10 protein-coding genes are annotated in these 12,845 nt (G+C 73.2%); 5 read left to right on the top strand and 5 right to left on the bottom strand.

Annotation, left to right across the window (positions count from 1 at the left end; genetic code table 11):
• The first annotated feature begins 79 nt into the window (after positions 1–79).
• Positions 80–532 carry a hypothetical protein gene (locus Actkin_RS06790; RefSeq protein WP_258906402.1) on the top strand — a complete coding sequence of 151 codons (453 nt, stop codon included), beginning with the start codon at positions 80–82 and terminating at the stop codon, positions 530–532.
• Positions 533–635: 103 nt separating this feature from the next.
• Here the strand turns inward: Actkin_RS06790 and Actkin_RS06785 are convergent, their stop codons facing one another.
• Positions 636–3,260 (bottom strand): valine--tRNA ligase, encoded by a 2,625-nt coding sequence (locus Actkin_RS06785; RefSeq protein WP_258906401.1) that lies wholly within the window; start codon positions 3,258–3,260, stop codon positions 636–638.
• 70 nt (positions 3,261–3,330) lie between these two features.
• Here Actkin_RS06785 and valS point away from each other — a divergent pair, with 70 nt between their 5' ends.
• Together valS and Actkin_RS06775 are read left to right on the top strand one after the other, a co-directional pair.
• Positions 3,331–5,793, top strand: coding sequence for a valine--tRNA ligase (gene valS / locus Actkin_RS06780; protein ID WP_258906400.1), 2,463 nt, complete (start codon positions 3,331–3,333; stop codon positions 5,791–5,793).
• Between the two features lie 222 nt (positions 5,794–6,015).
• Complete coding sequence (locus tag Actkin_RS06775) at positions 6,016–6,981, top strand: hypothetical protein (protein ID WP_189212143.1); 966 nt, start codon at positions 6,016–6,018, stop codon at positions 6,979–6,981.
• Here Actkin_RS06775 and Actkin_RS06770 read toward each other — a convergent pair.
• Positions 6,930–8,186: a cysteine peptidase family C39 domain-containing protein gene (locus tag Actkin_RS06770; protein ID WP_258906399.1), complete on the bottom strand. Its 1,257-nt coding sequence runs from the start codon at positions 8,184–8,186 to the stop codon at positions 6,930–6,932. The genes Actkin_RS06775 and Actkin_RS06770 overlap by 52 nt on opposite strands.
• Positions 8,183–8,320, bottom strand: coding sequence for a hypothetical protein (locus tag Actkin_RS06765; protein ID WP_189212145.1), 138 nt, complete (start codon positions 8,318–8,320; stop codon positions 8,183–8,185). The genes Actkin_RS06770 and Actkin_RS06765 overlap by 4 nt, the downstream gene beginning before the upstream one ends.
• A 46-nt stretch (positions 8,321–8,366) precedes the next feature.
• Here Actkin_RS06765 and Actkin_RS06760 point away from each other — a divergent pair, with 46 nt between their 5' ends.
• Together Actkin_RS06760 and Actkin_RS06755 are read left to right on the top strand one after the other, a co-directional pair.
• Positions 8,367–10,658 carry an FdhF/YdeP family oxidoreductase gene (locus Actkin_RS06760; RefSeq protein ID WP_258906398.1) on the top strand — a complete coding sequence of 764 codons (2,292 nt, stop codon included), beginning with the start codon at positions 8,367–8,369 and terminating at the stop codon, positions 10,656–10,658.
• Between the two features lie 112 nt (positions 10,659–10,770).
• Complete coding sequence (locus Actkin_RS06755; protein ID WP_189212147.1) at positions 10,771–11,019, top strand: mycoredoxin; 249 nt, start codon at positions 10,771–10,773, stop codon at positions 11,017–11,019.
• 35 nt (positions 11,020–11,054) lie between these two features.
• Here the strand turns inward: Actkin_RS06755 and Actkin_RS06750 are convergent, their stop codons facing one another.
• On the bottom strand, positions 11,055–11,321 hold the full coding sequence (locus tag Actkin_RS06750; protein WP_189212148.1) for an SCO4225 family membrane protein: 267 nt from the start codon (positions 11,319–11,321) through the stop codon (positions 11,055–11,057).
• Positions 11,318–12,835 carry a phytoene desaturase family protein gene (locus Actkin_RS06745; protein WP_258906397.1) on the bottom strand — a complete coding sequence of 506 codons (1,518 nt, stop codon included), beginning with the start codon at positions 12,833–12,835 and terminating at the stop codon, positions 11,318–11,320. The genes Actkin_RS06750 and Actkin_RS06745 overlap by 4 nt, the downstream gene beginning before the upstream one ends.
• Positions 12,836–12,845: the final 10 nt, after the last annotated feature.

Here is a 12,845-nt window from a genome sequence, read left to right as displayed (position 1 = left end):
GAGGCGTTGGGCAGCGGCATAGAGAGGTCCCTGCCCCGAATGCGGATGTGCGGCCCGGCAATCTCGTCAGAATCGATGCATGGCTCTCCTGCACACGGCCACCCATTCGGTTTCGGTGCACCACGGCACCCTGGCCTTCGGCGTGTCCCAGGTGTTCTATGACCCGGTCGGGCAGCCGCCGTTCGAGTCCACGGGGAGCGGTGAGGTCTTCGCGCACACCGCCGCTGGTGATCTGGTCGTGGAGCTCACCCTGCAGGTCTGGTCGGATTCACCGGCCGAACCCGACCAATCCTGGGAGGAGCGGTACGTGCTGGAGTTGCCGTGGCCCGAGGACAGACTGCTCACGGTGGCCGAGGACTTCTTCGAGTTCCACGAAGGCTTCGGACACGTGCCGCTGCCCAAGGGCGGCAGGGTCAGGGCCGAGGGGCTTCGCGCGGGGGCGGCCGAGGTGCGGGAGATAGCCATGCTGTCGGGCGAAGACGCCGTCCCGCCGGGCACCGAGCGGTGGCTTGTCCGCATCAGCCCGGCCTGAACCCGATCCGGAACGGTGAAGCAGCCAACCCGCCCAGATCGGTGTCACCCTGCCTGACCTCGATCCGGACCGGCGGACCCAACGCCGGTCCGGATCGAGGGGGCTAGCCCGCGGGCAGCGCCGCCAACCGGGCCTTGATGCGCTCGATGTCGGCCGCTGCCGTGTCACGGCGGGTGCGGACCTTGGCGACGACGTCGTCCGGGGCCTTGTCGGTGAACTTGGGGTTGCCGAGCTTGGCCTCGCACTGGGCGAGTTCCTTCTCGGCGGCCGTCAGGTCCTTCGTGAGGCGCTTGCGCTCCGCGCCGACGTCCACGGTGCCGGAGAGGTCCAGTTCGACCGCGACCGTCCCGCCGGGCAGGGCGACCTCCAGGGACGCGCTCGCGGCGAACTCCGCGGCGGGCGACTGCAGGCGGGCCAGGGCCGCGATCGCCGCGGCGTGGTCGGACAGGTCTGCCTCGTCCACTCCGGACAGTCGGGCGGTCACCCGCTGGCCGGGCTTGACGCCCTGGTCGGCGCGGAACCGGCGGATCTCGGTCACCAGCTTCTGCACGCCCTCGATCCGCGTCCGCGCCGACGAGTCCGCCGACGACCCCGAAGCCGACGGCCAGGTGGCGATCACGACCGACTCCCCGCCCGTCACCGCCTTCCACAGGACCTCGGTGATGAACGGGATCACCGGGTGCAGCAGGCGCAGCAGCACATCCAGCACGTGGCCCAGCACAGCCCGGGTGGCGTCGGCGCGCGCGCCGCCCGCGGCGATCTGGACCTTGGCCAGCTCCAGGTACCAGTCGCAGAACTCGTCCCACGTGTAGTGGTACAGCGCGTCGCAGAGCTTGGCGAACTGGAAGCCGTCGAACAGCTCGTCCACTTCGGACACGAGGGCGTCGAGGCCGTCGAGGATCCAGCGGTCGGCGTCGGTCAGCTCGGCGCGGTCGGGCACGGGCGTCGCCGTGGTGGCGCCGTTCATCAACGCGAAGCGGGTGGCGTTCCACAGCTTGGTGTTGAAGTTGCGGGAGCCCGCCGCCCACTCCTCGGCCAGGGCCATGTCGCTGCCGGGGTTGGCGCCGCGGGCCAGGGTGAAGCGGCAGGCGTCGGCGCCGTAGCGGTCCAGCCAGTCCAGCGGGTCGATGACGTTGCCGCGCGACTTCGACATCTTCTTGCCCTGCGCGTCCCGGATGAGGCCGTGCAGGTACACGTGGTCGAACGGCTGGACGCCGTCCATCGCGTACAGCCCGAACATCATCATCCGGGCGACCCAGAAGAACAGGATGTCGTAGCCGGTGGACAGCACCGAGGTCGGGTAGAACCGACCGAGGTCGGCGGTCTTCTCCGGCCAGCCCAGGGTGGAGAACGGCCACAGCGCCGAGGAGAACCAGGTGTCGAGGACGTCCGGGTCCTGCGTCCAGCCCGCGGGCGGCTGCTCATCCGGGCCGACGCAGACCGTCTCGCCGTCGGGGCCGTACCAGACCGGGATGCGGTGGCCCCACCACAGCTGGCGGCTGATGGTCCAGTCGTGCATGTTGTCGACCCAGTCGAAGTAGCGCTTGGCCAACTCCGGCGGGTGGACCTTGGTGCGGCCGTCGCGGACGGCGTCGCCAGCGGCGCGGGCCAGCGGCTCGACCTTGACCCACCACTGCAGCGACAGCCGGGGCTCGACGACGGTGTCGCAGCGCGAGCAGTGGCCCACGGCGTGCACGTACGGCCGCTTCTCCGCCACGATCCGGCCCTCGGCGCGCAGCGCGGCGACGACGGCGGGCCGGGCCTCGAAGCGGTCCAGGCCCTCGAACGGGCCGTGCGCGGTGATCACGCCGGTCTCGTCCATGACCGTGATCGCGGGCAGGTCGTGCCTGCGGCCGATCTCGAAGTCGTTGGGGTCGTGCGCCGGGGTGACCTTGACCGCGCCGGTGCCGAACTCGGGGTCGACGTGGGCGTCGGCGACGATCGGGATGCGGCGGCCGGTCAGCGGCAGCTCGACCTCGGTGCCGATCAGGTGCCGGTAGCGCTCGTCGTCGGGGTGCACCGCCACCGCGGTGTCGCCCAGCATCGTCTCCGCGCGGGTGGTGGCCACGACGATGGAGTCCGCGCCCGATCCGTACCGGATGGACACCAGCTCGCCGTCGTCGTCGGAGTGCTCGACCTCGATGTCCGACAGCGCGGTGCGGCAGCGCGGGCACCAGTTGATGATCCGCTCGGCCCGGTAGATCAGGCCGTCGTCGTAGAGCTTCTTGAAGATCGTCTGGACGGCCCGGGAGAGGCCGTCGTCCATCGTGAACCGCTCGCGCGTCCAGTCGATGCCGTCGCCGAGGCGCCGCATCTGGTCGAGGATCCTGCCGCCGTACTCGGCCTTCCACTCCCAGACCCGGGCGATGAACTTCTCCCGGCCGAGGTCGTGCCGGGACAGCCCCTCGGAGGCGAGCTGGCGCTCGACGACGTTCTGGGTGGCGATGCCCGCGTGGTCCATCCCGGGCAGCCACAGCGCCTCGTGCCCCTGCATCCGGCGACGCCGGGTGAGCGCGTCCATCACCGTGTGGTTGAGGGCGTGTCCCATGTGCAGGCTGCCGGTGACGTTCGGCGGCGGCAGCACGATGCAGAAAGGCGGCTTGTCGCTGTCCGGGTCGGCGGTGAAGTACCCGGCGTCTACCCAGCCCTGGTACAGCTCCGCCTCTACCGCGGCGGGCTCCCAGGCCTGCGGAAGGTCGGTGGTCTGCTGAGCGGGGGTCTCGGTCACGGTCGATGAGTCTACGAAGGCCCAGGAAAACCGGTGGAGGCGGGCACGGCCGGACGACTACCGTCTGTGCATGGAGCGACCTTCCCTCGACGGACTCGACCGGATCTGGGCGCGACGCTGGGCCGAGTCCGGCGTCTACCGCTTCCGCGGCGACGGACCCCGCGAGTCGGTCTTCTCCATCGACACCCCGCCGCCGACGGTGAGCGGCAGGCTGCACGTGGGGCACGTGTTCTCCTACACGCACACCGATGTGGTCGCCCGCTTCCAGCGGATGCGCGGCATGGACGTGTTCTACCCGATGGGATGGGACGACAACGGCCTGCCGACCGAGCGGCGCGTGCAGCTGCACTACGGCGTGCGGTGCGACCCGTCGCTGCCGTACGAGCCGGGCCTGGAGCCGGTGAAGGGGAAGCGGACCCGCCCGGTGTCCCGGCGCAACTTCGTGGAGCTGTGCGAGCGGCTGACCGGGGAGGACGAGAAGGCCTACGAGGCGCTGTGGCGGCGGCTCGGCCTGTCGGTGGACTGGTCCCGCACGTACACCACGATCGGCGCGAAGGCCCGCGAGCTGTCGCAGGCGTCGTTCCTGCGGCTGCTCAAGGCCGGTCATGCCTACCAGGCCGAGGCCCCGACGCTGTGGGACACCACCTTCGGCACCGCCGTGGCGCAGGCCGAGCTGGTCGACCGGGACACGCCCGGCGCGTGGCACACCCTCCACTTCGACACCGCCGACGGCCCGGCCGCGGTGGAGACGACCCGCCCCGAGCTGCTGCCCGCCTGCGTGGCCCTGATCGCCCATCCCGACGACGACCGGCACCGGGCGCTGATCGGGACCACCGCCCGCACCCCGCTGTTCGGCGCGGAGGTGCCCGTGCTCGCCCACCCGGCCGCCGATCCCGGGCGCGGCAGCGGCCTGGTGATGTGCTGCACCTTCGGCGACCTGACCGACGTCACCTGGTGGCGTGAACTCGGCCTGCCCGCGCACACCGTGGTCGGCCGCGACGGGCGGCTGCGCCCCGATCCCCCGCCCGGCGTGGCGCCGGGGCCGTACGCCGAGCTGGCCGGGCTGACCGTGGGCAAGGCGCGTGAGCGGGTCGTGGAGCTGCTGGGCCTGGAGCCCCGGCCGGTGACGCGCCCGGTGAAGCACTACGAGAAGGGCGACCGCCCGCTGGAGATCGTGTCCAGCAGGCAGTGGTTCATCCGGTCGACCGAGCACCGGGAGACGCTGCTGGCCCGCGGCCGGGAGCTGCGCTGGCAGCCGGAGTCCATGCGGGTCCGCTACGAGAACTGGGTGTCGGGCCTGGCGGGCGACTGGCTGATCAGCAGGCAGCGCTTCTTCGGCGTGCCGTTCCCGCTGTGGTACCCGCTCGACGACGCGGGCGAGCCCGACTACGAGCACCCGCTGATCCCCGAGGCGCTCCCGTGCGACCCGGCGAGCGAGACGCCGCCCGGCTACCGCGACGACCAGCGCGACGTGCCCGGCGGCTTCACCGCGGACCCGGACGTGATGGACACCTGGGCGACCTCGTCGCTCTCGCCGCTGCTGGTGTGCGGGTACGGCACGGACCTGTTCGCCAAGACCTATCCCATGGACCTGCGCCCCCAGGCGCACGAGATCATCCGCACCTGGCTGTTCAGCACGATCCTGCGGGCCGAGCTGGAGACCGGCGCGCTGCCCTGGCGCACGGCGGCCATCTCCGGCTGGGTGCTCGACCCGCAGCGGCAGAAGATGGGCAAGAGCTCCGGCAACGGGCTCGGCCCCGACGAGCTGCTGGACCGCTACGGCGCCGACGCGGTGCGCTACTGGGCGGCGGGCGGGCGCCCGGGCACGGACACCGCCGTGGACGAGGGGCGGATGCGCGTGGGCCGCAGGCTCGCCACGAAGCTGCTCAACGCCAGCCGGTTCGTGCTCGGCTTCCCCGCCGCGGACGGGCCGGTCACCGAGCCGCTGGACACGGCGATGCTCGGCGCGCTCGATGAGGTGGTGGCCGAGGCGACCGCCGCCCTGGCCGACTACCGCCACACCGACGCGCTGGAGCGCGTCGAGCGGTTCTTCTGGACCTGGTGCGACGACTACCTGGAGCTGGTGAAGGACCGCGCGTACGGGGACCTGCCGGGGGCGGAGTCGGCGCGGGCGGCGCTGCGGGCCGCGCTGGACGTGCTGCAGCGGCTGTTCGCGCCGTTCCTGCCGTTCGCCGCGGAGGAGACGTGGTCGTGGTGGCGGTCCGGCTCCGTGCACACCGCGGCCTGGCCGACCCCCGGCGGGCGGCGCGACTCCGGGGCGCTGGCGGCCGCGGGCGCGGTGCTCGCCGAGGTGCGCGGGGCGAAGACGCGGGCGAAGGTGTCGATGCGCGCGCCCGTGGCCCGGCTCGCCGTGACCGGTCCGGCCGACTTCATCGCCGCGCTCTCGCCCGCGGTCGCCGACCTGCGCGCCGCGGCCGGATCCGCCGAGGTCACGCTGCGGGAAGGGCCCGCCACCCTGGTGGACGTGGCGCTACCGCCGGACGGGGGACGCGGCGGCCCCACCGTCGACTGAGGCCGAACGGCCCAGCGGGATGGGGCCGCGCGGTCGTCGCCGATCTCGACAAGCGGGCCCGGGTGACCGTTGGTCCGGGCAAGCCTGCCGCTCGTCGCACGATCGGCGGTGTCCCCCGGATGATCTGTTAACACCGAGGTCGGCAGCATCGATGTCGTGGACACCAGAGCAGGAACGACATCGAGCGGGCGGTGAAGACCGCCCGGCGCCCTTGGGGGGCTCGTGGACCATCGGGACTACGGCGACCACGCCGCGCTGCAGGACGCCGAGTGGCGCAGCCGCGTGCGGGAGGCCGCACGGGCCGACGTCCGCGCGATGGTGCGCGCCACCCGCCGCCGCAGGGCCGAGCGGTGGCTGGTCACCGCGACCGTGCTCGTGGCCATCGTGGCGGTGCTCATGCTGCTGGTCGGCGTCGGCATGTTCGACAGCGAGCGGCCCGGGGCCGAGCGCCCGTCCACCGGGCCCAGCGGCGCCGTCGCGCAGACCCTCGACCCGACGGCCCCGTTCGCCGGGACCCCGGCGGCGGCGTGGACCGACGGGGCCGACGGGGTCACCGTGCCCGACGCGATGCAGGTGGGCGAGTTCTCCGCCGAGGAGGTGGCCGAGGCGACCGCCCTGGTCCGCCGCGCCATCATCGCCAGCCGCATTGACCGCGCCATGCTCGTCGGCCACGACCCCAGCGGTTACCTCACCCTGCTGGCCGAGGACGCCCGCAAGCAGCTCGCCCCGCTGTTCGGCACCGGGCAGGAGCCGCAGGCGCAGGCGCTGGTCAGCCTGATCGCCCCGGACACCCCGCTGCTCGCCGTCGCCCCCAAGGTCACCGGCGCCATGACCGTCTCCGCGGGCGGCACCGGCGAGCTGGTGATCCACACGAACTACCTGTTCGCCTACGCCTTCGAGTCCGACGAGCCGACGGCCGACCCGATGGACGCGATCGTCCTGGTGCGGGCCGAGGTGGACTACATCATGCGCAAGGGCCCGCGGTGGAGCGAGGGCAGCAAGGGCCTCTGGTACGGCCACGTCGGCGGGTTCGGCTACTCGATCGCCTGCGACTGGTACAAGAAGGGCTTCCTCGCCCCCGCCTTCCGCGACACGTCGGTCACCCGGCTGCCCGGCGCGCGCCAGGACCGCGGCTCCTACTTCGACCCGTCGGCCGACATCCCGGCCGAGAGCGGCTGCCCGGCCTGATCGTCGGGCAGCACCACGGCCTGCAGGTGCGGGAAGCCGAGCGCGCCGCGCAGGTCGCCGTCGAGGAAGGCCCGGTCTGGGACGACGACCGTGCGCCCGGCCGACGGCTCGAACACCAGGACGGAGCCGTCGTGGTGGCCGACGACCAGCACGTAGTGCCGGGGCACGACCGCGCCCACCAGCACCGGCACCGGGTCGCCAGCGTCGACGGCGGCGAGCACGTCCCGCAGGGCGCGGGACACGTCGCGGGCGTCGGTGTCGTCCACGGCGCGCCAGCGGTGGCGCACGCCGAGGTGGCGGGTCAGCCAGCGGGCCATGCCGTGCGGTGAGGTGCCCGCGAACCGCGGGTACCAGCGGTTCGTCTCGGCGTGGACGGCGGCGCGGGCCGCCCGGAACGCGGTGGCGAACTCGGCCGAGGTGAGGGCCAGGGCGTAGCGCGGGTCCCACTCGGCGCGGGCGACGATCAGGCAGGTCGTCCCGCACGTCGTCGGCTCGTGCTGGCGGACCGCGGCGCCCAGCCGCGACTGCGTCCCGGGCGCGTGCCGGTCGACCAGGGTCAGCCGCTCGGCCAGCCAGTCCGCCGGACGGCCCCGAATGGCTGCGGCGAACTCCGCCAGCCCCGTGTCGCCCGCGGCCATGGCCTTGACCAGCCACGCGCGTTCGAGATCGGACGCGGCGCGGTCGAGCAGCGCCCTGGCCTCGGCGGACCCGGCCAGGCGCTCCCCTGCCAAGCGCAGGTGCCGCAGGCCGAGCACGCCGGAGTCGTACCCGCGGGCGGCCGCCGATGCCAGCTCGGCGGCCTCCGCCACCGGCAGCCCGGCCTCGACCCCCACCGCGATCCGCGCCCGCCCCGCCAGGTCCCCGCACCGCCGCGCGAACAGATCGGCCGCCCCGGAGGCGGCGGTGTGGGCCTGGACGCACCCCCTGACCAGCCGACCGACCGCGCCGACCCGGAGCAGCGGGGGAACGGCGCGGAACGCCGCCCGCAGCCCCGCGTGCTCGGCCTGGGCGGCGGCGAGCACGGCCGCGTACTCCGCCAGCCCCGCGGCCGCCCGCCGGAACTCCGCCCCGCCGAGCTCGTCGGCCCGCCGGTACGCCTGCGCCATGGCCAGGATGCGCGCAGGATCACCCGCGGGCGCGGACCGCACCTCGCCCACGACCCCGCGCAACCGCCAGAACCGGCGCAGCGCCGTGACCTGCGTCAACGCTCCTCCAGCTCAGCGCGCGCGGCCAGTTCGACCGCCCAGAGGCGCTGCATTCGCTCATACGCCTCGGCGGCCGGTCCCAGCGCGCTGCCGTCGGCGGTCGCGGCCGCCCACTCCTCCAGCGCGTCCGACATGGGGTCCCTCCTCGCATCCGGGCCTGCGGTGGCGCAGGATGGGGCAATGGCACGCGAGGCTCCCCACACCGATGTCACCGAGGACGAGCTGGCCACCGGCGAGCCCAAGACCTTCGCCGCGGGCATCCCCGGCGTGGCGGCCACGCTCAGGCACAGCGTGGCGCAGATGGGGGTCGCGCGCACGGCGCGGACGCTGCGGGTGATCAACCAGCGGGACGGGTTCGACTGCCCGGGGTGCGCGTGGCCGGAGGGGCGGGGCGAGCACCGCAAGGCCGTCGAGTTCTGCGAGAACGGCGCCAAGGCCGTCGCCGAGGAGGCGACGCTGCGCCGCGTCGGGCGCGAGTTCTTCGCCAGCCACTCCGTCGCCGAGCTGGCCGAGCGCACCGACTACTGGCTCGGGCAGCAGGGCAGGCTCACCGAGCCGATGGTGCTCAGGGGCACGCACTACGAGCCGATCGGGTGGGACGCGGCGTTCGCGCTCATCGCCGAGCACCTGCGCGCTCTGTCCACTCCGGACGAGGCCGTCTTCTACACCTCCGGCCGCACCAGCAACGAGGCCGCGTTCCTCTACCAGCTGCTCGTGCGCTCCTACGGCACGAACAACCTGCCCGACTGCAGCAACATGTGCCACGAGTCCTCCGGGGCCGCGCTCGCCCAGACCACCGGCATCGGCAAGGGCTCGGTGACGCTGGCCGACCTCGAACAGGCCGACCTGATCGTGGTCGTCGGGCAGAACCCGGGCACCAACCACCCGCGCATGCTCTCCGCGCTGGAGGCGGCCAAGGGCAACGGCGCGAAGATCGTGGCGGTGAACCCGCTGCCGGAGGCCGGGCTGCTGCGGTTCAAGAACCCGCAGAACGTCCGCGGCGTCGTCGGCCGGGGCACGCCGCTGGCCGACCAGTTCCTGCAGATCCGCCTCGCGGGCGACCAGGCGCTGTTCCAGGCCGTCGGCAACCTGCTGCTGCGCTGGGAGGACGCGCGCCCCGGCACGGTCGTCGACCGGGCGTTCGTCGAGCGCAGCACCGTCGACTTCGACCGCTACGCCGAGCACGTGCGCGCGCTCGACTGGGACGCGGTATTCGCCGCCACCGGGCTTACCCACGGTGAGATCGAGAAGTTCGCCAGCATGGTCGCCGACTCCAAGCGCATGATCGTGTGCTGGGCGATGGGCCTGACCCAGCACCGGCACGCCGTGGCGACCATCCGCGAGATCGCCAACGTCGTGCTGGTCCGCGGCATGATCGGCAAGCCGGGCGCGGGCCTGTGCCCGGTGCGCGGGCACTCCAACGTGCAGGGCGACCGGACCATGGGCATCTGGGAGAAGATGCCCGAGGCGTTCCTGTCCGCGCTGGAGTCGGAGTTCGGCGTGCCCGTGCCCCGCAAGCACGGCTACGACACCGTCGAGGCCATCCGGGCGATGCGGGACGGCAAGGCCAAGGTGTTCATGGCCGTCGGCGGCAACTTCGCCGCGGCCACCCCCGACACCGAGGTCACCGAGGCGGCTCTGCGCCAGTGCGAACTGACCGTGCAGGTGTCGACGAAGCTGAACCGCTCGCACGTCGTTCCCGGCCGCACCGCGCTGATCCTGCCGACCCTGGGCCGCACGGAACGCGACAAGCAGGCCAGCGGCGAGCAGTTCGTCACCGTCGAGGACTCGATGTCGGTGGTCCACCGCTCCCGCGGCCGACTCGACCCCGCGAGCCCCCACCTGCGCTCGGAGGTGGCCATCATCTGCGGGCTCGCGCAGGCCCTGTTCGGTCCCGACCACCCGGTGCCGTGGGCGCGGTTCGTCGAGGACTACGACCGCGTCCGCGACCACATCGCCAACGTCGTGCCCGGCTGCGCGGACTACAACACCCGAGTCCGGACCCCGGACGGCTTCGTCCTGCCGCACGCGCCCCGCGACGCCCGCGAGTTCCGCGGGACCGAGAGCGGCAAGGCGCTGTTCACGGCGAACGAGCTGACCGTGCTGGAGGTGCCGCCCGGCAGGCTGCTGCTGCAGACCCTCCGCAGCCACGACCAGTACAACACCACGATCTACGGCATGGACGACCGCTACCGCGGCGTCAAGGACGGCAGGCGCGTCGTGTTCGTCAACCCCGACGACCTCGCCGCCCTGTCGATCGACGACGGCGCCCTGGTCGACCTAATCAGCGAGTACGCCGACCGCGAGCGCCGGGCCGAGCGGTTCCGGGTGGTGGCGTACCCGACCGCCCGCGGCTGCGCCGCCACGTACTTCCCGGAGGCCAACAACCTGGTCCCGCTGGATTCGACCGCCGAGGTCTCGAACACGCCGACGTCGAAGTCGCTGGTCGTCCGCCTGGAGCCGCGCACGTAGCGGCCGGGTCTCTCGTCCCGTGCGCTGTGACCGGCAGCGCACGCCGCCCGGGCATCTTCGCGCCCTGGTATGCGTTGATAGCGATACCACGTCCCCACTGGAGGAGCCCTCGATGACCGCGCCCACCACGCTGACCATGTACTCGACCACCTGGTGCGGCTACTGCCGCAGGCTCAAGACGCTGCTGGAGCGCGAGGGCATCGAGTACGTCGAGGTCGACATCGAGCGCGACCCGTCGGCGGCCGACTTCGTGATGAGCGTGAACGGCGGCAACCAGACCGTTCCCACGCTGCACTTCCCCAACGGCAAGGCGCTCACCAACCCGAGCCTGGCCGACGTCAAGGCCGCGCTCGCCGCGTGACCCGGACGGCAGGCGCCGCGCCCCGGCGCCTGCCGCTATCTCCTGCCGAACGCGCGGATCACCGCGTACAGCAGCCCGGCCTGCACCAGCGCGACCACGACGAGCAGCAGGAACTCGCCGACCACGCCGATGTCCGGCAGCGCGCCCACGACCAGCGACCCGGGCAGGGCCGCGGCGATCGCCCACACCGCCGCCAGCGACGCGTCGGGCCCGCTGTGCGTGGCGTGGATGATGGCCACGACCGCCACGACCACGCACACCACCACGAAGTAGCCGAGGGCGATCCGGGCCGCGACGCTCATCCGGCCAACACCGCCATCGCGGCGTTGTGGCCGCCGATGCCGCTCACCCCGCCGCCGCGCCGCGCCCCGCTGCCGCAGACGAGCAGGTTCGCCGTGTCGGTCTCCACGCCCCATTCCGCGCCGTCGCCCCAGTCATCGCCGTAGGGCCAGGAGAGGTCGCCGTGGAAGATGTTGCCGCCGGGCATGGCCAGGTCGGCCTCGATGTCCAGCGGCGTGCGGGCCTCGACGCAGGGCGCGCCGTCGGCGTCGCGGGCCACGCAGTCCAGCAGCGGCTCGGCCAGGTGCCGGTCGAAGCCCTCGGCGAAGCGGTCGACCAGTTCCCCGCACACCCCGCGGTTGTCCTCGGTGAAAAGCGCCGTCGGCAGGTGCAGTCCGAACAGGGTCAGCGTGTGCCGATCGCCGTCCACAATGGATGGATCGGTCAACGTGTGGCAGTACGTCTCCCCCGGCGGCCGCCGGGGCAGCGCGCCCGCGGCCGCCGTCCAGAACGCGCTTTCCAGCTCTTCCAACGACTCGTCCAGGTGGAACGTGCCCGCGAACGCCACCCGGGGGTCAGCGCCGGAGCGCAGCCGGGGCAGCCGGTCGAGCAGGACGTTGACCTTGAGCTGCGCGCCGACCGGCGCGGCGGACTCGCGGCCGCGCAGCCGGTCGAGCACCGCGGGCGCGACGTTGGCCAGCACGTGCCCGGCTCCGACGACGTGCTCGGCGTCCCCGTGCCGGTACTCGACCTCGGCGCGCACGCCGTCCGCGTCCACCCGCACCACCTCGGCGTCGGTCAGCACCTCCGCGCCCGCCTCGCGCGCGGCGCGCAGCAGCTCGGCGGTCACCGCGCCCATGCCGCCGACCGGGACCCGCCACTCGCCGGTGCCGTTTCCGATCACGTGGTACAGGAAACACCGGTTGGCGGCCAGACCGCCATCGAACAATGACGTGAATGTGCCGATGAGCCCGTCGGTGGCGACCACGCCGCGCACGAGGTCGTCGGTGAACGCCTCGGTGACGATGTCGCCGAGGGGCTGCTCGAAGAACCGCGTCCAGGTCCGGTCGCCGACCCGGTCGCGCAGCCGCGCCCGGGAGGGCAGCGGGCCCAGCAGCGTGGGGGCAAGCGCTTTCGCCAGCCCGTCGACCTCAGCGTAGAAGTCACACCACCGGGTGTACTCCGCGTGGGAGCCGGTCAGCTCGTGGAACGACGCCTCGGTGGCGGGACCGGGCTCGCGCTCGACCAACAGCCCGCCGAAACGGCCGTCGCGCTCGTAGGGGGTGTAGGACGCCACTGGGCGGGACCGCAGGTCCAGGCGCAGGCCGAGGTCGGCGACGATCCGGTCGGGCAGCAGGCTGACCAGGTAGGAGTACCGCGACAGCCGGACCCCGGGGAAGGGGCTCGCGCTGACCGCGGCCCCGCCGGGATGCGGGAGCCGTTCGAGCACCAGCACCGACCGCCCGGCCCTGGCGAGGTACGCGGCGGCCACCAGGCCGTTGTGGCCGCCGCCGACCACGATCACGTCATAGCGCACAAATCAGACC

Origin of the sequence: Actinokineospora sp. UTMC 2448, assembly GCF_024760565.1 — a bacterium.
In the GTDB taxonomy this organism is placed as follows: Bacteria; Actinomycetota; Actinomycetes; order Mycobacteriales; family Pseudonocardiaceae; genus Actinokineospora; species Actinokineospora fastidiosa.
Note: the sequence above shows the minus strand (reverse complement) of the source record. Positions and strands in the feature narration are given on the sequence as shown.

Coding starts and splice junctions, on each gene's coding strand:
- Actkin_RS06760 (WP_258906398.1), top strand. CDS start 8,367: ATGGCACGCGAGGCTCCCCACACCGATGTCACCGAGGACGAGCTGGCC.
- valS (WP_258906400.1), top strand. CDS start 3,331: ATGGAGCGACCTTCCCTCGACGGACTCGACCGGATCTGGGCGCGACGC.
- Actkin_RS06755 (WP_189212147.1), top strand. CDS start 10,771: ATGACCGCGCCCACCACGCTGACCATGTACTCGACCACCTGGTGCGGC.
- Actkin_RS06790 (WP_258906402.1), top strand. CDS start 80: ATGGCTCTCCTGCACACGGCCACCCATTCGGTTTCGGTGCACCACGGC.
- Actkin_RS06765 (WP_189212145.1), bottom strand. CDS start 8,320: ATGTCGGACGCGCTGGAGGAGTGGGCGGCCGCGACCGCCGACGGCAGC.
- Actkin_RS06750 (WP_189212148.1), bottom strand. CDS start 11,321: ATGAGCGTCGCGGCCCGGATCGCCCTCGGCTACTTCGTGGTGGTGTGC.